Source organism: Paraeggerthella hominis, from assembly GCF_021044775.1.
Lineage (GTDB): Bacteria > Actinomycetota > Coriobacteriia > Coriobacteriales > Eggerthellaceae > Paraeggerthella > Paraeggerthella hominis.
This window is the reverse complement of sequence record NZ_JAJNOQ010000001.1, coordinates 34522-55935: the sequence shown is the minus strand read 5'-3', so window position 1 is coordinate 55935 and position 21414 is coordinate 34522. Positions and strand designations below refer to the sequence as shown.

16 protein-coding genes are annotated in these 21414 nt (G+C 61.7%); 4 read left to right on the top strand and 12 right to left on the bottom strand.

From position 1 onward, the window contains the following. Positions 1-230 precede the first annotated feature (230 nt). On the top strand, positions 231-1541 hold the full coding sequence (locus tag LQE90_RS00215; RefSeq protein WP_216528455.1) for a CaiB/BaiF CoA transferase family protein: 1311 nt from the start codon (positions 231-233) through the stop codon (positions 1539-1541). A 287-nt stretch (positions 1542-1828) separates the two neighbouring features. Here the strand turns inward: LQE90_RS00215 and LQE90_RS00210 are convergent, their stop codons facing one another. Then, complete coding sequence (locus LQE90_RS00210; protein WP_216528454.1) at positions 1829-2452, bottom strand: flavodoxin family protein; 624 nt, start codon at positions 2450-2452, stop codon at positions 1829-1831. Between the two features lie 95 nt (positions 2453-2547). Continuing rightward, complete coding sequence (locus LQE90_RS00205) at positions 2548-3426, bottom strand: enoyl-CoA hydratase/isomerase family protein (RefSeq protein WP_114566015.1); 879 nt, start codon at positions 3424-3426, stop codon at positions 2548-2550. Between the two features lie 640 nt (positions 3427-4066). Between LQE90_RS00205 and fadK the strand changes: the two genes are divergently transcribed. Continuing rightward, positions 4067-5695: a medium-chain fatty-acid--CoA ligase gene (gene fadK / locus LQE90_RS00200; RefSeq protein ID WP_216528453.1), complete on the top strand. Its 1629-nt coding sequence runs from the start codon at positions 4067-4069 to the stop codon at positions 5693-5695. A 159-nt stretch (positions 5696-5854) separates the two neighbouring features. Here fadK and LQE90_RS00195 read toward each other — a convergent pair whose 3' ends face one another. From LQE90_RS00195 to LQE90_RS00170, 6 genes are all read right to left on the bottom strand, one after another. Further along, complete coding sequence (locus tag LQE90_RS00195) at positions 5855-6721, bottom strand: MBL fold metallo-hydrolase (RefSeq protein ID WP_216528452.1); 867 nt, start codon at positions 6719-6721, stop codon at positions 5855-5857. Then, positions 6706-7542: an NUDIX hydrolase gene (locus LQE90_RS00190; RefSeq protein ID WP_216528451.1), complete on the bottom strand. Its 837-nt coding sequence runs from the start codon at positions 7540-7542 to the stop codon at positions 6706-6708. The genes LQE90_RS00195 and LQE90_RS00190 overlap by 16 nt, the downstream gene beginning before the upstream one ends. Before the next feature lie 66 nt (positions 7543-7608). Beyond that, a complete protein-coding gene (locus LQE90_RS00185) occupies positions 7609-9723 on the bottom strand; it encodes a heterodisulfide reductase-related iron-sulfur binding cluster (protein ID WP_216528450.1) in 2115 nt (704 codons plus the stop codon). Position 9724: 1 nt separating this feature from the next. Further along, positions 9725-10717, bottom strand: coding sequence for an electron transfer flavoprotein subunit alpha/FixB family protein (locus LQE90_RS00180; RefSeq protein WP_216528449.1), 993 nt, complete (start codon positions 10715-10717; stop codon positions 9725-9727). A gap of 18 nt (positions 10718-10735) precedes the next feature. Beyond that, the gene (locus tag LQE90_RS00175) at positions 10736-11527 is read right to left on the bottom strand and encodes an electron transfer flavoprotein subunit beta/FixA family protein (RefSeq protein WP_216528448.1); all 792 of its coding nucleotides are present in this window, start codon (positions 11525-11527) and stop codon (positions 10736-10738) included. 51 nt (positions 11528-11578) lie between these two features. Continuing rightward, complete coding sequence (locus LQE90_RS00170) at positions 11579-12718, bottom strand: acyl-CoA dehydrogenase family protein (protein ID WP_216528447.1); 1140 nt, start codon at positions 12716-12718, stop codon at positions 11579-11581. 396 nt (positions 12719-13114) lie between these two features. Here LQE90_RS00170 and LQE90_RS00165 point away from each other — a divergent pair, with 396 nt between their 5' ends. Then, the gene (locus LQE90_RS00165; RefSeq protein WP_216528446.1) at positions 13115-13969 is read left to right on the top strand and encodes a phage tail protein; all 855 of its coding nucleotides are present in this window, start codon (positions 13115-13117) and stop codon (positions 13967-13969) included. 204 nt (positions 13970-14173) lie between these two features. On the opposite strand, the gene LQE90_RS00160 is transcribed toward LQE90_RS00165, so the two are convergent. Both LQE90_RS00160 and LQE90_RS00155 read right to left on the bottom strand, forming a co-directional pair. Beyond that, a complete protein-coding gene (locus LQE90_RS00160) occupies positions 14174-15358 on the bottom strand; it encodes an acyl-CoA dehydrogenase family protein (RefSeq protein WP_114566007.1) in 1185 nt (394 codons plus the stop codon). 138 nt (positions 15359-15496) lie between these two features. After that, a complete protein-coding gene (locus LQE90_RS00155; RefSeq protein WP_114566006.1) occupies positions 15497-17578 on the bottom strand; it encodes an oxidoreductase in 2082 nt (693 codons plus the stop codon). 345 nt (positions 17579-17923) lie between these two features. On the opposite strand from LQE90_RS00155, the gene LQE90_RS00150 reads away from it, so the two are divergent. Next, positions 17924-18577: a TetR/AcrR family transcriptional regulator C-terminal domain-containing protein gene (locus LQE90_RS00150; protein ID WP_114566005.1), complete on the top strand. Its 654-nt coding sequence runs from the start codon at positions 17924-17926 to the stop codon at positions 18575-18577. A 62-nt stretch (positions 18578-18639) separates the two neighbouring features. Here LQE90_RS00150 and LQE90_RS00145 read toward each other — a convergent pair whose 3' ends face one another. Continuing rightward, complete coding sequence (locus LQE90_RS00145) at positions 18640-19125, bottom strand: PaaI family thioesterase (protein ID WP_216528445.1); 486 nt, start codon at positions 19123-19125, stop codon at positions 18640-18642. Positions 19126-19643: 518 nt separating this feature from the next. Then, positions 19644-21128: an aldehyde dehydrogenase family protein gene (locus tag LQE90_RS00140; RefSeq protein WP_114566003.1), complete on the bottom strand. Its 1485-nt coding sequence runs from the start codon at positions 21126-21128 to the stop codon at positions 19644-19646. Positions 21129-21414: the final 286 nt, after the last annotated feature.

Genomic DNA, 21414 nt, shown 5'->3' with positions numbered 1-21414 from the left:
TTCGGGCTGAAGCATATAGAAGCACATCGCCCGGACGAATCAATAGATCTGTGTACGCAGAAGGCGCATCTGGTAAACAAATAGCGTTGCATGTGAGTATTTCCGGCAAATTTAATATTAATTGCAAAAGTCCATCAAGTATTAGCAATTGTCCATAGCAACAAAAACAAGAACATGTGAGTATAACGACAGGAGAAATCACCGACCGCAAAAGAAAGGAGAACCGTCGTATGACCGTCACTGAGAAACTCAATGGCTACGGCCCGCTCGCGGGCATCAAAGTGGTCGAGATGTGCACGTACGTCGCGGCTCCCGCAACTGTTCGAGTTCTGTCCGAAATGGGTGCCGAGATCATGAAGATCGAGTCGTTCGATGGCGACATCCAGCGCACTCAGGGCCCGGGCTTCGGCTGCGAGCTCACCGACACCGAGGATCCCACGATCGACCTCAACAACACGAACAAGAACTGGATCTCCCTCAACCTGAAGTCCGAGGAAGGCCTGGCCATCGCAAAGAAGATGATCGGCGAAGCTGACATCTTCATGAACAACATGCGCACGGCCGCCCTGGAGAAACTGGGCTTGGACTATCCCACGCTTTCCGAGCAGTTCCCGGGCCTGATCTGGGCTCAGATGCGCGGCTACGGCGAGCACGGCGAGTTCGCGCACGCTCCCGGATACGACGCGGTCTGCTGGGCTGCACGCGGCGGCGTTGCCGGTACCTTCTGCGAGAAGGGCACCTCTCCCGCCATCCCGCCTCAAGCGTTCGGCGATTACAACACGGCTATCATGATGGCCGCAGGCATCCTGGGCGCGCTTGTCAACAAGCTGCGCACCGGCAAGGGCGACAAGGTCGTCGTCAACCTGTACCACGCAGCCATCTGGGGCGGCAGCATCGGTATCTGCGCCCAGCAGTTCGGCGCCGACTATCCGAAGTCGCGCACGAACGTCCCCAACCCGTTCAACAACACGTACAAGACCGCTGACGACAAGTGGATCTACATCTGCCAGCCGCAGCACAACCGCTACTACAACGACATGATGAAGATCATTGGTCGCGACGACCTGGTCGACAGCCCGGACTTCGCCACCATCGAGAACATCAAGGCCAACAACCTGCAGCCCGATCTCATCAAGATCCTCGAAGAGGGCTTTGCGAAGAAGGAACTGGACGAGTGGCTGCCCATCCTGTCCGAGTGGCAGGTGCCGAGCCAGAAGGTCTTCCGCTTCACCGACATCATCAAGGACGAGGAAGCCTACGTCAACGACGCTATCCGCAAGGTCGAGTACAAGGCGTTCGGCGAGCATGCGCTGCCCACCACCCCGATTCGCTATGCGAGCTTCGGCGATCCCCCGGTAGTGCTGTCCAAGCCCATCGGCTACCACACCGCCGAGTACCTGCAGAAGTACGGCTACACCGACGAGCAGATCGCGGAACTGGAAGCAAACGGCGCTGTCAAGTGCTACCACGGCGAAGAGGTTCCCGACGTGGTCTTCAAGTCCCAGCGTCAGGTCGAGGGCAAGGTCGAGTGCAAGTTCTAAATCCTTGAATAGGGCATTGATTCAGAAAAAGGAGCCTTCGGGCTCCTTTTTCGCATTCGGGTGCGCAGATGCCATGATGTCAACGCATGGCCAGCTCCGTCGCATCGCTTGATCTCAACGCCAGTGTATTGTCGATCCAAAAACACGTTCTTCGGGCTGAAAACGTGTTTTTGGATCGACAATGACCGCCGCAGGCACGCAAAAGGGAGCCAACCGGGCTCCCTTTCAACCACTTGCGCCAAACTGCGCAGATCGCAGCCTGACGCAGGTTCGAACACCTGGCAGCGCTACGCTCCCAAGCGCTCCAGCAGCTCTACCATATCGCGTCCCAGCTGACGAGCGACATCGAAGGCCACCTGGTCGTCCTCGACGCGACGCCACTGAACGCGCCCCTTCTCGGCGTTGAAGCCAGCGTACTGGGTGGCGGCAGCTCCGGACCCAAGCACCGGACCTTCCGGGCGAGGATGCACCACGAGCATCTCCTGCGTAGCGAACCAGCGGTCCATGGTGGCAAGCGTCTCCTCCACGCCGCAATCGCTCAACCCGGCCGTAGCCACCATGCCGCCCACCTTGCCCTTGAAGGCGTTGGCCACCATGTGCTGAGGGCGCGTGCGCTCCATGAACGTCTTCATGCGAGCCGAAACGCTCGAGAAGTAGTCGGGAGAGGCCAGCACGATACCGTCCGCAGCCAAGAGCTTTTCCACAAGCGCCGCCATGTCGTCCCCCGAGAGCGCGCAAGCAGGCTTCGCAAGGCACGCGTTGCATCCCACGCAGTACTGAATATCCAAATCGGCAAGCTCCACAAGCTCAACCTGCGCGCCTGCCGCCGACGCCTCGTCAAGAACCGCCGCCAAGAGATGCGACGTGCCCTTTCCGCTTCGATGGCTTCCGTTTACACCGATGATTTTCATGCGATTCCCTTCTCCGCCTCGGTATAGGACAGTGCCCCCGCGCCAAAGGGCACGAGGGCACTGCAAAGCACTCGAACGTTGCGCTTGACGCGTTCTTACATGTTGTGGAACGCGTACTTGTCCGGGTTGTCCTTGACGTCCTGCTTGTTCTTCGGGTTCATCTTGAGGGTGCCCATGATGCCGTCGTTGGTGTTGGAGGCCAGCACCTGGTTGCGGTTCTCCATCTTGATGACGTTCTCGAAGCTGGTGCCGTCCAAGGAAGCCTGCAGGCATTCCTTCGTCAGACGCAGGCCGAACGGAGCCGTGGCATCGCACATCTGCTGAGCGAAGGCAACAGCCTCTTCAACCACGTCGTCGTCGGCAACGACCTTGTTCGCGAAGCCCCACTCGAGCAGCTTCTCGGCGCCGAAGCGGTTGGGGTTCATGAGGATCTCGCAAGCGCGAGCATAGCCCACGATCTTGGGCAGGAAGAACGCGCCGCCCATGTCGGTGCCGGTGTAGCCGATGGACAGGTAGCCAGCGTTCATCTTGTAGGACTCGCCCAGGAAGCGCATGTCGCATGCGCAGGAGATGGACAGGCCGCCGCCCACAGCGTAGCCCTTGAGCGCGCCGATGATGGGCTGCTCGCAACGACGCATGTTGATGATCTGGTCGGAGCACATGCGCTGCATGATGTAGAAGTCGCGCTGGATGCGGCCCATGTCCTCGGGCGGATCAAGAGCCAGGTCGTTGAGGTTGAAGCCGGCGCAGAAGGACTTGCCTTCGCCCGTCAAAACGATAGCGCGGCAATCCTTGTCCAGGCGAACCTTGATAAGGAAGTCGTTGAACTCGCTCATCTGCTTGTACGACATGGCATTGAGGTTGCCCGCGTCATTGAACGAGCAGATGTAAACCGGACCGCGCTTCTCGATCAGCAGTTTTTCGTACTCGTAGTCGAACTCCGGCAGATGATAGCTTTCCTGATATACGCTCATTGGTTTCAAGCCCCTTTCCCTGTGTTCCTCATTTTTACGTTTTGATCCATACGATTTTTTTAACGCACACAGGCTGGTACTATAGTCACATGCTACCCCGGCATACACCACGGACAATTCAATAGTATTGTTGATTTTGGAAGCCCTATTGGTAACACATTTCAAATAATGACCGGAATCTAAAGGGGATCTGCCGACGAAAGCGGTCGGGCGCCTGCTCTTCCCGCATTGCCACAGCACGCATCACGTCGGCCGAATCGGGCTCGTTCTCAATCGCGGGCGCGTCCATGCCGCCCGCCGCCCTGCTGGCAGGCCCCGCCGCTAACCGGACGCTCGCACCGCTCGCCTGGGATTATAGGCGCTCCCTATCGTTTCATAGGAACTACCGATAGGTCCCGAAGCATTTCACCGACAAATCATACCTTCAGCATCATACAATGGCCGCAACGCACATGATCCATGCAAAAGGCCGCACAAGCGCGGCATCGCAGTCCGCATCTCGAACACGAGGAGGCCACCCCGCACAGGCAAGTCATACACCATCGGCACTGAACCAGCTTCAACCCGCTTTGCTGCAAAACGCATCGACAGTTCAAGGGCATAGGCGGGCAAAAGTCGATCAGGAGAGGACATCAGGGGCATGATAACCGATCTAAAAATCAACGAGGATCGCAAGCGGCACTACTACGAGCAGGGGTATTGGACCGAGAAGACACTGGGGGATCTTTGGAGCGAGCGGGTGGCCAGCCATCCGGAACGCGAATACGTGTGCGACGACCAGGGCTCGCGCTACACGTACGGGGAGATTGACGACAAAGCATCGCGTCTGGCCGCATGGCTGGTCGAACAGGGTGTGCAGCCCGGAGACGTCGTGACGTTCCAAATGCCCACCTGGGCGGAATTCTGCATCGTCTACGTAGCGGCGCTCAAGGCAGGTGCGGTCATGCATCCGCTGCCCCGCAACTTCAACGACGCCGACCTGGTGTACGGCATGAACCTTGTCGAATCGAAGGCGTTCATCTGCCCGACGAGGGCCGGCAAGGTTGATTTCGAGCAGCAGATCCTGAGCATCGTCGACCAGATCCCCTCGCTCGGCCCGGTGGCGCTTGTCGACAAAGTGGAGCCCAAGCATTCCGATCTGCCTGCCTTGAGCGAGATCTGCTCGCAGTACGAGCCTTTGTCGAAGCGGCCGGCCATCACGTCCGACGACATCGCGTGCATCCTGTCCACCTCGGGGACCACGGGCAAGCCCAAAGCGGTTCTGTTCACGCACAACAACCTTATCTTCTCGGAAAGCTCTTTCGTGAAGGGCACCGAGCGCACTTCGGACGACGTCATGTTCATGGCCTCCCCGCTCAACCACGCCACCGGCTTCTACCACGGCCTTATCTCCCCCATGATCCTGGGCGGGCGCACGGTGCTGCAGCAGGATTTCCGCCCTGCTCAGGCCATCGAGCAGATGAACCGCGAGAAGTGTACGTGGTCGATGGGCGCAACGCCGTTCATCTACGACATGCTCAAGTGCATCGAGCACGAAGGCGGCCCGCAGATCGAAACGCTCGAGCTGTTCCTGTGCGGAGGCGCTCCGGTTCCCGGTTCGCTCGTGCAGTGCGCCGCCAACCACGGCGTCATGCTCTGCGAGGTCTACGGTTCCACGGAAAGCTGCCCGCACATCTTCGTTCCGCCTGCGGCTTGCCGCGAATGGAACGGGTCGTGGTCGGGAACGCCCTTCCCCGGCATCGAAGTGCGCATCGTGGACATGGACCGCAACGACGTGCCCTTGGGAGAGCAAGGCGAGGAGATTTCGCGTGGGCCCCATCAGTTCGTCGGCTACCTCAACGCGCCCGAGCGCACCGCCCGCGCCTTGGACGACGACGGCTGGTTCTACAGCGGCGATTTGGGATACATGGACGAACAGGGACGCATCCGCATCAACGGTCGCAAGAAGGAGATCATCATCCGCGGCGGCGAGAACATTTGCGCTCGCGAGATCGACGACGACCTGATCGGCTGCCCCGGCATCGGCGAAACGGCCACCATCGGCATGCCCGACGAACGCCTTGGCGAACGCATCTGCACCTTTGCCGTGCCCACCGACGACCGCCGTCCCACCGTGGCAGACGTGACGGCCTACCTGGCCGAGCGCCATGTCGCAAAGCGCCTGTGGCCCGAGCGCATGGAGTACATCGACGCCATCCCGAAGACGGCGACCGGCAAGGTGAAGCGCTTCGAGCTGGCACAGGAGCTTGCCAAGCGAATGCAAGCGTAAAGGTCGTTCGAAAACGGCTCTAAAGGCAGCTAAAAGGCCCCCGTACCAAGGAGCGCACAACGTGCGAGCTCCACGGTACGGGGCCTTTCGCGCTATCGAAGACCGAAGCGCGCGTCAACCGTTACGAACCTGATCGCATGACGGCGATGCGGGGCGCCCTCAAACACGGGTCGAGGAAGCAGCCTCTTCCTGCAAGTACGCGATCTGCGCTTGAACGTTGACGCGCGCAGCGGGATTCAGACGCGCGTCAACGTCGTCGTACACCGTTTCCAGAATACGATCGACATCGAACCCCGCTCCCTCCGCGACGATCCTCCTCACGCGATCGAGACGGCTCAGGCGGTGCGCCGTCTGCCGGTCGATCAAGCCCAAGGGATCGTCGATCGGCAATCCGTGAGCAGTCAGCAGCACGCGTATGCGCCGCGTTCGAACGATGCGCCTCAAGCACTCCAGGCTGGCCAGGTAGTCGGACAGCGTGCCGTCCGGCCAGCAGATGAGCGTGGAGCTCTGACGGAACACGTGATCGCCCGTCACAACGGACCCATCCTTGGGAAACACGAGCCCGATGGAGTCCTTCGAATGGCCCGGCAAAAACACCGCTTCGAGCGCAGGAGCATCTGCCCCCAGGTCAAGAGGCCCTTCCGAAAGTGTCTGGGCACGACGCCCGAGCAGGGGCGCCTTCGCCCGCCGAGCGAACTGCTGCGCGCCTTCGGCATGGTCGTAATGGTCGTGCGTAAGGACCACCGCCGCAACACGCAGCCCGTCCTCTTCACACGCGGCATGAACGGCATCGAGGTGCGCGGGCAGCGCAGGACCGGGATCGACCACGACGCACCCCGTGCAACCCGGTTCCGAAAGCACCCAGGTGTTGGTTCCCACGTACGTGAGCGGCGAAGGATTGTCGGCTAAAATGCAGCGCGCCCGCGCAGAGAAGCGCCCGCCGCGCCACGTAGCCCGATCGGCAGGCACGGTGCCCGGAGCGGGCCGGGGAAGCTCGCGCTCGCACGCAGCTACGGAAGCACGCATCGCAGCACCGCCCCTTCGGGTTCGCGCTTGCACGGCTCGAGCATGATGCGCCGAGCGCCATCGACGCCCGCCACGAAAGACTCGGGGCTTTCGGCGTACGCAAGATGGGATAAGTTGTACACCGTCGGAGGCACAAGGCGCATCTCGCCCCGAGCGCCTTTCTCCAGCGCGTCGACCGGATCAATCCAACCAGCGCCGTTCGCTTCGCTTGTACGGTCATCGGGAACCTGCCCCTGCGGAGCAAGCGCGGCGAAAAAGTACGTATCGTAGCGACGCGGCTCGAATTCGGGCGTCAGCCAATGGGAACGCAACCCTAGAAGATCGGCGCGCAGCACAAGTCCATGGCGAAGCAGAACCTCCGCGAACGACGACTCGTGCTCGGCAAGACGCTGCCGCTCTTCAGCCCATTCGGAGGTGCCCACCTGCTCCACCACGGCGCCGTGATCCCGTCCCGCCAGCAGCACGCCGCACTCCTCGAACACCTCGCGGGCCGCCGCCGTCACCACCCGCCGCGCCGTTTCCTCGTCTACGCCCATGCGCCGAGACCAGACGGCAGGCGAAGGACCCGCCCAAGGAAGGCGCTCGTCGGCATCGCGAGGGTCCACTCCCCCGCCGGGAAACACCACCGCATCGGGAACGAACGCCATGGTTTTCGCGCGGCGCAACATGAACACTTCGCGCGGGCCGCGCACCAGCATCACCGTGGCGGCAAGGCGCGGGGACGCGGGGTCAGCGCCCGACGCGACGTACGAGCGAAGCATCTCCGAAAGCGCTTCGCCCATCGGCACTTCCAGCAGTTCTCCTGAGCGCCACGCATTCACCGCGAACTCCTTCCCGCATACGCCCCGACGCCGCCGCAAGCAGAATGCGGCGGCGTCGACGACACGCTATATCAATCGAAGAGCCTCGGCAAGAAGCTCCGCCACGTCTCTTGCGGGAACGTCGGCGTCGCGTGCCGCCAACCCGTCCTCGAACATGGCAAGGCAGAACGGGCACGCCGTTGCCACCGCATCCGCGCCCGTAGCAAGCGCCTGGTCGGTTCGCATGGCGTTGATGCGCTGGCCCTCGCGTTCCTCGAGCCACATGCGCCCGCCGCCCGCGCCGCAGCAGAAGCTCTGTTCGCGTGTGCGCTCCATCTCCACCACACGCGCGCCGCTGGCGGTCACCAAGGCACGCGGCTCTTCGTACACGTCCGCATAGCGACCCAGATAGCACGAGTCGTGATAGGTGACGTACTCGAACGGCAGTCGCGAGCTCATGCCGGCGGTGCAGCCCAGCTTGCCCTCTCTCACCAGGCGCTCCAGCAGCTCGACGTGCCGCACCACCTCGAACGAGCCGCCCAGCTGCGGGTAGTCCCGCTCGATCACGTGCGCGCAGTGAGGGCACTGCACGATGATCTTCTTCGCTCCGTACGCCTTGAGCGTTTCGATGTTCTCGGTAGCCAGCTGATAGTACACGAACTCGTTGCCCAGGCGCCGCGCGGCATCGCCGCAGCATTTCTCTTCGTTTCCGATGACGGCGAAGCTCACGCCGGCATGCTGCAAGAGCGCCACCAGAGCGCGCGACACCTTGCGGTTGCGCGCATCGTACGCCCCAGCGCAACCGGGCCAGTACACGTACTCGGCATCCGGTACGTCGGCCAACGTCGGCACGTCCAGCCCCTCGGCCCAGGACAAGCGGCTCTGCCATCCCAAGCCCCACGGGTTTCCGTTGGTCTCCAAGCTGCGGAACGTCGAAGTCGCCTCGCTGGGAAACGCGCTTTCCATCGACACCTGGTACGTACGCATGCCGACCGTCTTCGGAACGTGTTCCAGAAGCGCCGGGCAAGCCTCCATGCACGCGCCGCACGTCGTGCACGACCAAAGCGCTTCAGGAGAAATCACATCGCCCACCAGCACCTTGTCCAGCACCGCCTGCTGCTGCTCGGTCGGCTCGAACGCGACCGCCGGAGCGCCGCCCTCCTTCGACCCCGATTCGGAACCCGCCACCTTCGCCTGCGCCGCCTCGGCTTTGCGCTGGGCGAGCACGATCGGCCCGCGTTCGCTCAGATGAGCATCGAGCGATTGCATGAGATCTTTCGGAGACAGCGGCTTTCCGCTTGCATGGGCGGGACACATAAGCTCGCAGCGCCCGCACCTGACGCACGCCTGCGCATCGAGCAGATCCTTCCAGGTAAAGTCCTCCAGCTTTCCAACGCCGAATTCCTCCAGGTCCTCGTCCTCCAGGTCGACGTAAGGCAGCGTGCCCTTCGGCTCCAAGGAACGGCAGTATACCGTGGCGGGCACCAGCAGCACGTGCGCCAGTTTGGAATACACCCAGTACGCCAGGATGCCGAAAGCCACGGCCATGTGGCCCCACCAGAGAACCCGGTGGACAAACGAGATCTGCTCTGCGCTCCAGGTGGCGAACAGCTGCGCGAACAGGTTTCCTATCGGCGAGAACGCCGCCCAAGGATCGCTCGTCCCCACGATGCGCAGACCTTCGACGAAGAAGCCCGATACGCCGATGACCAAAAGCCACACCAACACGACGATATCGGCCGGCTTCGTATCCAGCGAAGGGTTCGATCCTGAGACGCGGCGAACGATGCAGGCGACCATCGCGATGCAGAACGCAAGCCCTGCGACGTCGGTGGCGAAGGCCAGAAAGTACAGGTAGTAATCCCCTTTTGCTATATCAAGCCCCAGGTCAACCTGAGCTGCATAGGTAACGGTGGACACCGCCATAACGGCCATGCCCACGTACATCCCCAGGTGAGCCAGCTTGATGCCCGCCCCGCGCCCCTTGAGCACCGAAGCCTGCAGGACCGCATCGACGAACGCGCCTTTCAAGCGCTCGCGCGGATTGTCCGTCCGATCAGCCGGAAGCCCCACCTTCCATAAGCGGTAGCGCCGCCAGAAACAGTAAGCGGCTACGGCCAGCACCAGCAAAAAGCACGGGTACATGATCCATGGACCCTCGATGTTCCACAAAGCCTCGCGAGAGGGAACCGCCGCGTCCACGCTACGATGCCTTGCTGGCGCGGAACGCCTCGGTCAAAAGCGGAACGGCTTCGAACAGGTCGGCCACGATACCGTAATCGGCCACCTTGAAGATGTCCGCTTCGGGATCGCGGTTCACCGCCACGATGCACTTCGAACCCGCAGCTCCTGCCATGTGCTGGATGGAACCCGAAATGCCGCACGCGATGTAGAGCGAAGGCGCAACGGTCTTGCCCGTCTGCCCAACCTGGAACTGGATGTCGGTCCACCCCTCGTCGACCGCAGGCCGCGATGCGCCGACCGCGGCGCCCAGCACGTCGGCAAGCTCTTCGATCAGCGCGAATCCCTCTGCGCCCTTCGTGCCGCGCCCGCCCGACACCACCGTATCGGCCTCGGTCAGCTCCACGCGGCCCGACGCCCGGCGCACCACATCGGCCACCGTCTGGCGCACGTCGCCGAAGCCGTCCACCTGCTGCATGACAACGGAAGCCGTCCGCTGCTCGTCTGCCTCAAGGGGCTCGAACGCCTTCGGGCGCACGGTGGCCAGCATGGGGCGCGCATCGGCTGCGAAAACGACGTCGGCCTGTACCTTTCCCGAGTACGGCTCGCGCGTGAACGCGAAGCCCGCTTCCTCGTCGCGCGCGATCGCCACCACATCGGCCACAAAGCCGGTATTGAGCCGCTGAGCAAGCACGGGAGCCAGATCAAGTCCCGTCGCCCCCTCCGCGAACAGCACGGCATCGGGGCGTTGCTGCTCCGCCAACGCTTGAAGCGCCGACGCGTACGCATCGGTGGTGTACGTCGCCAACGCCGCATCGTCCAGCACGGCAATCGCATCGGCACCCGCATGGGCAAGGCAATCGAGCGAAGCATCGGCAAGCCCGCTGCCCAGAACCACGGCGGTCACGCTGCCATCGCCCTCGGCGGCCATCGAGCGCGCAGCTGCCAGCATTTCAAACGTCACGCGCGGAAACGAACCGTCTTTCGGCTCCGCGTAAACCCAGATTCCTGCCATCGGTGATCCCCTTTCGTCCTACAAGACCTTGGCTTCGCTAGCCAGCAAATCCATCGTGGCGCGAACCACCTCGGCAGTCGTTTCGCCTTCGACGATGCGCCCTCCCTGACGAGCGGGCTTCTCGCGATAGCGCAGCACGCGGGTCCGGGGCTCCACCTCAACCACTTCCGCCTGATCAACGCCTATATCGGCAAGCGTCCACACCGTGACGGGCTTCTTCTTCGACTGCATGATCGACCGAACGTTAGGATAGCGCGGCTCGGCCAGGCCCTGCTGCGCCGTCACCACGGCGGGCAAGGCAACGTCGACCAAGGCAACGCCGTCGTCGATCTCGCGCGTGGCGCGCACCGTTGCTCCCGCTACGTCAACCGTCAGCTCCGTGACCACCTGCACGCACGGCAGGCCGCGAAGCTCGGCAACGCGCGGCATGGTCTGTGCGCTCGACGTATCGGCCGACTTGCACCCGCCCAAGACCAGATCCACGGACAGGCGTTCAAGGGCGGCGGACAGCACGCGCGCCTTCGCCGCACCGTCCACGCCGGAAAGAGCCGGGTCGTCGATGAGGTACCCCGCATCCGCGCCCATGGACAGCGCATGGCGAACGGCGGGCATCGACTCGTCCCCGCCTACGCACACGACGAAGACCTCCCCGCCGTGCTCCTCTTTCAACTGCACCGCCCGCTCGACCGCGAACTCGCTATACGGATCGATAACGAGCGTCTGGCCCTCAGTCGACACGCGTCCCTCGGAATCGACACGCACCTCTGCCTCGGTGTCGACGGTTTGCTTGATGCAGACTGCAACGTTCATGGGCAGCCCCCCTTCGTAGTCATCGCGCTGCATGCGGCGGCGCAACGCTTCCTAATACTCCTTCAGAACCGATTTCGCAATAAGGGAACGCTGAACCTGGCTGGTTCCCTCGACGATGGTGAACGATTTTGCATCGCGGTAATAGCGCTCGACCGGGTAGTCCTTGCACAGGCCGTAGCCGCCGAAGATCTGCACCGCCGTTTCCGACGCCTTCACCGCCGCCTCGGAGCAGTACACCTTGGCCACCGAAGCGGTTTTCATCATGGTCTGGATGTCGCCGCCGAACGCGGACGACGCCTGGTCGAGCAGCAGACGCGAAGCCTCCAAGGATATTTCCATATCGGCCAGCATGAAGCGGATGGCCTGTAGATCGGCGATATGCTTGCCGAATTGGATGCGGTCCTTCGCGTACGCTGCCGCCGCCGCAAGCGATGCGGCCGTCACGCCCGTGGCAAGCGCGGCAACGGCCAAGCGACCGCGGTTGAGCGTGTGGTGAGCGATCTCGAAGCCGTCGCCCACGTTGCCCACCACGGTTTCGGGGCCCACGTGCATGTTCTCGAAGAACAGCTGCGACGTCACGGAACCGCGCAGCCCCATCTTGTCTTCTTTGCGGCCGATGATCAGGCCCGGCGTGTCCTTATGCACGATGAAGCACGAAGGCTTCGATTCGCCGTCCTCGTTGACGCGCGCGAACACGGTGAAGTAATCCCCCACGGCGCCGTTGGTGATGAATATCTTGCTGCCGTTGATCACGTAGCCGTCCCCGTCGGGCAGAGCCGTTGTCGCGATGGAGGAAATATCGGAGCCGGCATTGGGCTCGGTCAGCGCAAAGCAGATCTTGGCTTCGCCTGCGGCCAGCGCGGGAAGGATGGACTCCTTCTGCTCGTCGGTGCCGGAAAACACCAACGCGTCGGACCCGATAGCCGAGATAAGGATCATCAGCGCCACGGCCGGAGACTCCCGTGCAATGCGCTCGATCACCCGCACCCAGCAGTGCATGCTCACCTCGACGCCGCCGTGCTCCTCGCCGTACGCAAGCGCGAAAAGCCCCTGCTCCACGAACAGCTCGTAGATGTCCTCGGGGAACTCGTCCTCCTCGTCAATATCGGCAGCACGCTGCGACACGACGTCGACGCACAGATCGTCCACCATCGCGAGGATCATGCGCTCCTCTTGCGTTAGTTCGTACATGGGACCCCTTCCCTTATCGTGCTTTGATCGAGGATTGATAGCAGGAGGCCGCCGCATACAGGTCGAATCGCCCACAAGCGATTGCAACGGCGTATTCCTTTCCCACTGATTACTTTCATGATAGAGCGTCACCAAGGTATGCCTACGGTCAAAACAAACGGAATGAGCATCATTGCTGGCCAAAGATTTGGTTCTGTTCCTTCCTTGCGCATGCGCAGTCAAGTCCGATTGGGTAAGCTGCGAATTCTGCCCCGCTACGCATGCGCGAAAACTGCACACAGGAAAGTAAATGACCGGGTCGCATCAACCTCCGACGCGCTATCATCACACTGAGAGATCATTTGAATTGCGCCCGGAGAACGCAAGGCGCAAGCAAGCCCGCAAAGGAGAACCACTATGGCCGTCCAGCTTCGGCAGATCATCGAAGTGCCGTGCGAGATAGACGCGCTTTCTCGTCTTGACGTACTGCGCCAGCTGGACGACGACGCGTTGGCTGCGCTCAACGTCGATCCGTCCGAACTCGACGAACCCTCAACCGAGGAAGAGCCCGCATCGGGCGATCCGGACGAGGTGGCCGACGAGCCGTACGAGCCCGCGCTTTCCGAAGATGCCGCGCATCGCATCGACCGCGCCATCGCCGCCTGCCTAGCCGCATACGAACCGCGCGGAGCCTACAAGGTGTTCAACCCCGCTATCTGCACGCTGCCTCCCAAATACGTCGAGCCTGCCATCAAGCTGGTCGGCACCATGATGGTGTTCCACGGGCAAAGCTCCTACGAGAAGCTGCGTCGCGCCACGCACTGCGCGCTCATGGCCGCAACCATCGGGCCCGAACAGCCCGAAGCGCTGCCCGCAAACGCGGACGACCTCGATCGCGCCATCGCACGCGCATGCGCGCTGGCCTTGGTGGAGAGCACGGCCGACCACGTGAACGCCGACATCGTGAAAACCGCCCTGGACGAAGAGCTCTACACCGACGACCGGCTCTGCCCCGGCGTCGGCGACTTCCCGCTGGAATCCCGTTCGCAGTTCGTGTTCTACACGCAGTCCGAGCAGCGCCTGGGCTTGAAGCTGAACGCCGACGGAGCGTTCGACCCTCCCTTCAGCACGGTTGGCGTCGTGGGCATGTACGACCCCACGCAAAAGGGCCGCAGGCGCGCGTGCGGACGCTGCAAGTACCGCTCCTTTTGCTCCATTCGCGCCATCGGCATGAACTGCCACGGAAGCAAGGGATCTTTCAAGAACCTCTAAGCTCCTCTTCTTGCAACAACGAACGCCTCCCGCAAAGCCCTGCGCATGCAACGCGCAGGGCTTTGACGTCGCACCCCCCCCCATTCGCGCCCGCAATCGATCCGGAGCGCCCCTGTAAACGGCGAGAAGCCCCAGCTTGCACCGGGGCTTCCGCATCGCTTTCGGAAACGTCCCAGAAAAGACGATCCGACGGGTAGGTGGGACTTAGATCGTGTACAGGTGATCCGGATCCTCCACGGCCTTCGCGTACTCCTTGAGGATACCGCGACCGGAGATGTGCACCATGATCTCGACGGTGCCGCCACCGATCTGGAAGCCGCGGCAGTCGAGCATGAGGCGGGACACGCGGGTCTCGTCGGTGTAGCCCAGGCCGCCCATCAGCTGCAGAGCGCGCGAGCAGCAGTCGGTCATCGCGGGAGCACCGTAGCGCTTGAGCATGGCGGCGTCGTTGTTGACGGGGATGCCGTTGTCAAGCTTCCAGCAGGTGCGATACAGGAAGTTACGGGTGTTGGAGAGCTCGATCTGCATCTCGACGATGTGCTCCTGAACCAGCTGGAACGTCTTGATGCCCTTGCCGAACTGCAGACGCTCGTTGGTCCATGCGCAGGCGTCGTCCATGGCAGCCTGAGCCTCGCCCAGAAGCTCGGCCAGAAGCACGCAGCGCTCCCACTCGAAGTTCTTCATGAGCTGGTAGAAGCCCTTGCCCTTGATGCCCAGCAGCGCGCTTTCCTCGACCACGACGTCGTCGAAGTGGATCATCGAGAACGGCATGATCTGCATGCCGATCTTGTTGAGCGGCTCGATGGTCACGCCGGGAGCGTCGGAAGCCACCAGGTACATGGACATTTCCTTGTTGTCGCGGGACGGATCCTCGTCCTTGCAGACAACGATGAAGCCGCCGGAGTTCTCGCCCGAGGTCACCCAGGTCTTCGTGCCGTTGATGTGGATCTTGCCGTCGGCATCCTTGGTGGCGCAGGTTTCCATGCCCTGGTTGTCGGAACCGGCACCGGGCTCGGAGATGGCCAGGCAGTACGGAGGATAGCCGTTCTCCTTGTAGTAGTCGATAGCGTACTTGACCTGCTCGGGGTTACCGAACTCGCACATGTCGAACATGATGAGCAGGTTGGGAGCCATGGGGATATTGCCGCCAGCATGGTTGAGCTCTTCGATGATCATGGCCATGGTCACATGGTCGACCGGCTTTCCGCCGTACTCCGCGGGCAGGCCGTACATGCCCCAGCCGTCGTCAACCCAAGCCTTGGCAACCTCGGGAGCGATGCCGCGGTTCTTGTAACCGGCAGCGATGACTTCCTCGGTCAGGTGCTCCTTGCACCACTCGCGAATACCCTTCTTGATCTCGAGCTGTTCCGGGGTGTAGCTGAAATCCATGTTTCCTCCTTCAAAGGACGGTCTCTATTCAAAACACTTGCGTGCTTGAACCTTGGTAATCGGATGCCGCCGTTGCAGCAGACGGCATCCGCTTCCGGAGGCGCAGCGTCACCGCGCCTCCGGGTCGCGCCATAAGAACTACAGGGTCATCGACGCTGCGTAGCCGCCCTTGACAGCCTCGAGCGTACGGTAGACCTTGCCGGCCGGCGTGGTAGCGTCGCCGATGAGCTTGGCGTTCGGGAACACCTTGGCGATCTCGTCGTAGAGCTTGGTGTTCTGCTCGACGCCGAGCGACGTCAGAACGGTATCGCACTCGATAAGCTGCTCTTCGCCGGTCTCGACGTTCTGAACCTTCGCGCCCTTCTTCGTAACCTCGACCAGGCGGGTCAGCGGCATGAGCTTCACGCCCTTGGACTTCACCAAGTTGATGGTGGGGTTCTTGTCGATGATGCCGATGCCGTTGCCCATCTTCTTGGCTTCTTCGATGACCGTGATCTCACGGTTCTCGCACATCGCCTCGGCAACTTCCAAGCCGGCGAATCCGCCGCCCACGACCACGACGCGCTTGCCCACGATAGCGGTGGGGCCGGACGCCATGTTCAGGCCCATGCGCATGAAGCCCACGGTACCGCCCTGCGCCTTGATGGCCGCGACGGCAGCCTTCCACAGCATGCCCTTGCCCTCGGGAACCTTGCCGGAGCACATCTCTTTGATGTCCTCGGACTTCACGACGTTCTTGCCGTCGATGCCGGGAACGTCAAGGCTGATGATGCCGCCGCCGGGAGATACGATGACCTCGTCGGGGTTGAGAGCCTTCACCGTGTCGGCGTCCACGTAGGTGTTGAGCTTGACCTCGATGTTCGGATGCAGCTTCATCTCTTCGTTCCAGTAGGACACCAGCGGCTCGATCTTGGCGTTGAGCACCTGCGCCATGCCCAGCAGGCCGGCAACGCGATCGGACTTGTCGAGCACGGTCACCTTGTGGCCGCGGACGGCCGCAACGCGAGCAGCTTCCAGGCCACCGGGGCCAGCGCCAACGACGACAACGTGCTTCTGAGCCTCGGCCGGCTTCTCCTCGGGCAGGCCCACCTTGACGCCTTCCCACACGTTGGCATTGACGGAGCACTGGCACGGCTTGCCGATGAAGATGTTGTCAAGGCAGCGGCTGCACACGATGCAGGGGCGAACCTGCTCGGGATGGCCGGCGGCAACCTTGGCAGCCGTATCGGGATCGGCGATGAACTGGCGCGCCATGCCCACGGCGTCGCCGTAGCCCTGCGTGACAACCTTGTCGCACATGTCGAGCGTGTTGATGCGGGTGCCGGGGAAGACGGGCTTGTTCGTAACGGTCTTCACCTGCTTGGCAAGGTCGATGAACTCGCCTTCGGGAACGATCTGGTTCGCGACCGGGCGCGGAGCCTCGTGGAAGCCAGCCTGCACGCTCCAGGCGTCCACGCCGTGCTTCTCGACGATCGGGATGATCTCGAGGGTGTCCTCGATGCGGTTGCCGTTCGGCATCAAGTCGTCGGCGGAGATGCGCACCAGGATGGGCATGTCGTCGCCGCAGGTCTTGTGGATCTCGTCGACGATCTCGCAGAGGAAGCGAGCGCGGTTCTCGGCGCTTCCGCCGTACTCGTCGGTACGATGGTTGGAGTACTTGGACAAAAAGCGCATGACCATGTAGCCGATGCCGGCATGGATCTCGATGATGTCGATGCCGCTGTCCTTGGCGCGCTTGGCAGCTTCGCCGTACTGCTTCACCACGATGGCGATCTCTTCTTTGGTGTACTCGCGCTCGGGCATGCCCACGAACGGACCGCTGGGAACGTCCTTGGAGGGAGCGTAGGACAGCAGCGGATCGTCGCCGGAGGCGCGCCACTCGTAGCACAGCTGCAGCTGAGCGGCCACCTTGGAACCGTGCTTGTGGCAAACCTCGGCGATGCGCTGCCAACCGGGATTGAACTCGTCGGCCCAGATGCCGCATGCGCCCGTCGTGGTGTGGTACTTCGGCTCCGTGTTGAAGCAATCGCAGATGTACGCGCTGCCCACTTCGATCAGGCCCACGCCGCCCTTAGCGCGCTGCTCGTAGAAGTCCACCAAATCGTCCGAAATGTGATAGTTGTCGACCTTCTCGATCGTCATCGGCAGCATGACGAACCGGTTCCTCAGCTCGACGTTGCCGATCGAGAACGGCTCGAGCAGCTTCTGATACTTTGCCACGTTACAACCCCTTTCCGCTTTGCGTTTGCCAAGCGTTCATTCACGTGATACGCCAAGAGGGCGACTCGTCTTGCCCGACCTCTTGATCGTCATTGTACGCGCTGACTTTTAGGCTGACGATGGACAGATAGATTAGATTGTTGGTTATTCGGGGTGTTTAACCCAACATTGCTGGTACAAATTGCCCATTTAGTGGGCTTTTTAGGGCATAGTTATTCCAATTCTGGGGGTTTGCAAACTGCAAGCATGCACATTTTTTTTATTTTGTCCTAGAAATAGCCGGCAGCACACGCTATACTGCAAGCGTTCACCGCAGGCCGTACAATCCGAGAGCGAGGCAGCCCTATGAACGCGCTAAGCACGATGCTCCTCATCGCCGACACCTTCGTGGCGCTTTGCGACGAAATGCCCTTGAAGAAAGTGTCGATCAGCGACATCATCGAGCGCACTGGGAAGAACCGCAAAACGTTCTACTACCATTTCGAAAACAAAGAATGCCTCATCACGTGGATATTCCGCTACGATTTAGGCCAGGAGCTCAAGAAGCGCTTCCCCGAAAGCGCGCTGGTGTACGAAGAGAACTCGAACGACTCCATCTCCCGCTTCCCCTACTACATCCTGCAGAAATCCGGCGTTCGCTCGCTCGACCATTCCGAGTTCTTCGAATGCTTCGGCAACGTGCTGGAGGCCAAGCGACGCTTCTACACGCAAGCGCTCGTGGACAACAGCCCTTATTCGCTGCGCAACTACCTGTACAACCTGTACTTGCCCGCATTGCGCACGGACATCGACACCATTTTGTCGAACCGCTACCTTCCCAACGAGAACATCCAGTTCCTTGCCGAGTTCTACACCTGCGCGTTTCTGTACTACTACATCCGCAAGTGCGACCAGCCCACTGTCGAGCATTTAACCGGTCAGGCAGGCCCCTTCGCCAACATCATCCACAGCTCGCTTGAAATGCAGATCAAGGAAGCGCAGCTGCGACGCAACCTGTAGGCTTTCAGCGCCCCGAAGGAAGGCTGCGGATTGCGCGGCCTTCCTTCGGGGCGCTGTGCTTCTCATGCGAGAAACTTCGGCGGCAACGCGGCAGATTCCAGTTCGCGCACGGCCGCGCTCATAGGCTGAAGATGAGGTTCTACCAGAAGCTTCGAAGTTGCATGCGCCAGCAGCGCACCCTGCCCGTTGCGCACTTCAGCCTCGCAGAAGCACATGGTGCGACCTCGCTTGATAACGCGACCCGTCGCCGTAACGGGACCGACGCTCGAAGCCTTGAGGTTCGATACGTTGATGTCCATCGTCGTGCAGCCCTCGTCCTCTTCGAGCCATCCGTACACCGCCCAATACGCAGCGCAATCGAGCAGCGAGGCGTACGCGCCGCCATGGGCTCCGCCGAATGCGTTCATGTGCTTGCGCTGAAGGTCGCACGACGCGACGCACGACCCCTCGCCCAGCTCCACCAGCTTCACGTCAAGCAGCTCGAAGTAAGGAGAGCGGTTGATCAGCTCGATCACCGCGCTCGCGTGTTCCGGATTCATGGTAGCCATCGTTTTCGCCCTTCCCTTCCCATTGCCTGCGTTTCATGGTAGCGGCCCGCACCTACCGGCGACACGGACAAATCGCACACACCGTGAACGTTTGCGGAACCCCGCGAACAGAAGACGGCAAGCCAGCAACGGCGCCGCCGCCGCAGACCACGTGCGCACGAAAAATCGCGTTCGCTGGCAGGTTTTGACGGTTTGGGGTCGTCGAACCGGGCAAGACGCGCGCCCGCGAAAGGGCAATACCGCAGACCAAAGCTGTGACCTGGTAAAATAAAATACGATCCGAGCAGCGGCGCACGCAACGACAAGAGCGACAACCTCTAACCGTCAAAACCTGCCAGCGACGGCGGTTTTTCGCGCGCAAGCCGGCTTGCGAGGAAGCAAACGCGCGCCGAAAGCCCTCGTTCGCAGGAAGAGCGCGCCCGATCCGACCGCGCGCCAACCGTTGGCGCACCACGCAAAAGGGGCCCGACGCAATGCCGGACCCCTTCGAAGGTCGAAACGCGAACCGCTTGCAGCGCTTACTTCTGGGGATAGAAGCCGCTCGGCTCTTCGCCCAGGTTGATCATGATGTTCTTCGTTTGCGTGTAGTGCTCGAGCATCACCTTGTGGGTCTCGCGACCGATGCCGGACTGCTTGTAGCCGCCGAACGGCGCGCCCGACGGAATCTGGTTGTAGGTGTTCACCCACATGCGGCCCGTCTTCACGCCTCGGGCAACGCGGAACGCGCGGTTGATGTCGCGAGTCCACACGGCACCGCCCAGGCCGTAGACCGAGTCGTTGGCCATGTCGATAACCTCTTGCTCGTCCTTGAACTTGATGACCACGGCCACCGGCCCGAAGATCTCCTCCTGAGCCACGCGGCACGAGTTGTTCGGCACCTCCAGCAGCGTCGGCTTGAGGAACGCGCCCTTTGCCAGCTCGCCTTCCGTAGCTCGCTCGCCGCCCACGAGCACCTTGCCGCCCTCCTGCTTGGCGATCTCGACGTACTCCAGGATCTTGTTCATCTGGCGCTCGTCGATTTGGCTTCCCATCTGGGTGTCGTCTTCCCACGGCAAGCCAACACGCACGTTCTCGAACGCCTTGACGGCATCTTCGACAAACTTATCGTAGACGTCCTCGTGCACGAAGATTCGGCTGCCGGCGCAGCATACCTGACCCTGGTTGAACAGGATGCCCAGCTGCACGCCGTCGAGCATCATGTCCCACTTGCAATCGGGGAAGATGATGTTCGCGGACTTGCCGCCCAGTTCGAGCGTAGCCGGAATAAGGCGCTCGGCCGCCGCACGGGCGACGTCGCGACCGACCTCGGTGGAGCCGGTGAACGCCAGCTTGCTGATCTTGGGGTTGTCCAGAATGTACTGGCCGGACTTGGAGCCGCGGCCCGTCACCACGTTGAACACGCCGGCGGGAATGATGTCCTGGGTCAAGCGAGCCAGTTCGAGCACGGTCAACGACGTAGTAGAAGACGGCTTGAACACCGTGCAGTCGCCGGCAGCCAGCACCGGAGCAAGCTTCCAGGCGGCCATGAGGAAGGGGAAGTTCCACGGCACGATCTGGCCCACCACGCCGATAGGCTCGTGGACCACAAGCGACATCATGTTGCCCGGCAGCATGTCGGCCTCGCCCGTGTCGGCCAAAAGCACGCCGGCGAAGTAACGGAAGTGGTCGACGGAGTAAGCCACGTCGATGGCGCGCGTCTCGCGGATGGGCTTTCCGTTGTCAAGGGTTTCCAGCAGGGCGAAATGCTCTGCGTTCTCCTCGATGACGTCGGCTATCTTGTTCAGAATGATCGCGCGCTCGGCCTTGTCGGTCTTGCCCCAGGTCTCGAAAGCCTTCCATGCGGCGTCGACGGCGCGCTCGACGTCTTCTTTCGAAGCGTCGGCAATCGTGGAGAGCTTCTCTCCGTTTGCAGGGCAGTAGACATCGAGCGTCGCGGCGTCGGACGCGTCGGCCCACTGGCCCCCGATGTAGAGTTGATAGGATTCCTGAGCAGGATTGTTCATTTGTGCATCCTTTCTCTTGGAAGCGCATGCGATGCGTTCAGGATAGCGATTCACCTCGATCGCTTTCTCTAGCATACCCCGCGAGCAGCAGAACTGTCAGTCGTCTTCTCATGAAGAATCGTCAACGGTCCGTAAACGTGGGTGATCAGGTGTCAATTACAGGCGAACGGAAGCTGTTCCAAGACGAAAGGCGAAAAAACCGATCGGGAAGCCAGCCGCGGAAACCGGGAGTCCGGCGCGCAAGCGTCGCATCGAGCGCAACGCACCCCGGCGCGCCCCAGCAACG

Bases quoted from the DNA above. Each gene is read 5' to 3' on its own strand.
- LQE90_RS00215 (WP_216528455.1), top strand. From the start codon at position 231: ATGACCGTCACTGAGAAACTCAATGGCTACGGCCCGCTCGCGGGCATC.
- LQE90_RS00210 (WP_216528454.1), bottom strand. From the start codon at position 2,452: ATGAAAATCATCGGTGTAAACGGAAGCCATCGAAGCGGAAAGGGCACG.
- LQE90_RS00205 (WP_114566015.1), bottom strand. From the start codon at position 3,426: ATGAGCGTATATCAGGAAAGCTATCATCTGCCGGAGTTCGACTACGAG.
- fadK (WP_216528453.1), top strand. From the start codon at position 4,067: ATGATAACCGATCTAAAAATCAACGAGGATCGCAAGCGGCACTACTAC.
- LQE90_RS00195 (WP_216528452.1), bottom strand. From the start codon at position 6,721: ATGCGTGCTTCCGTAGCTGCGTGCGAGCGCGAGCTTCCCCGGCCCGCT.
- LQE90_RS00180 (WP_216528449.1), bottom strand. From the start codon at position 10,717: ATGGCAGGAATCTGGGTTTACGCGGAGCCGAAAGACGGTTCGTTTCCG.
- LQE90_RS00175 (WP_216528448.1), bottom strand. From the start codon at position 11,527: ATGAACGTTGCAGTCTGCATCAAGCAAACCGTCGACACCGAGGCAGAG.
- LQE90_RS00170 (WP_216528447.1), bottom strand. From the start codon at position 12,718: ATGTACGAACTAACGCAAGAGGAGCGCATGATCCTCGCGATGGTGGAC.
- LQE90_RS00165 (WP_216528446.1), top strand. From the start codon at position 13,115: ATGGCCGTCCAGCTTCGGCAGATCATCGAAGTGCCGTGCGAGATAGAC.
- LQE90_RS00160 (WP_114566007.1), bottom strand. From the start codon at position 15,358: ATGGATTTCAGCTACACCCCGGAACAGCTCGAGATCAAGAAGGGTATT.
- LQE90_RS00150 (WP_114566005.1), top strand. From the start codon at position 17,924: ATGAACGCGCTAAGCACGATGCTCCTCATCGCCGACACCTTCGTGGCG.
- LQE90_RS00145 (WP_216528445.1), bottom strand. From the start codon at position 19,125: ATGGCTACCATGAATCCGGAACACGCGAGCGCGGTGATCGAGCTGATC.
- LQE90_RS00140 (WP_114566003.1), bottom strand. From the start codon at position 21,128: ATGAACAATCCTGCTCAGGAATCCTATCAACTCTACATCGGGGGCCAG.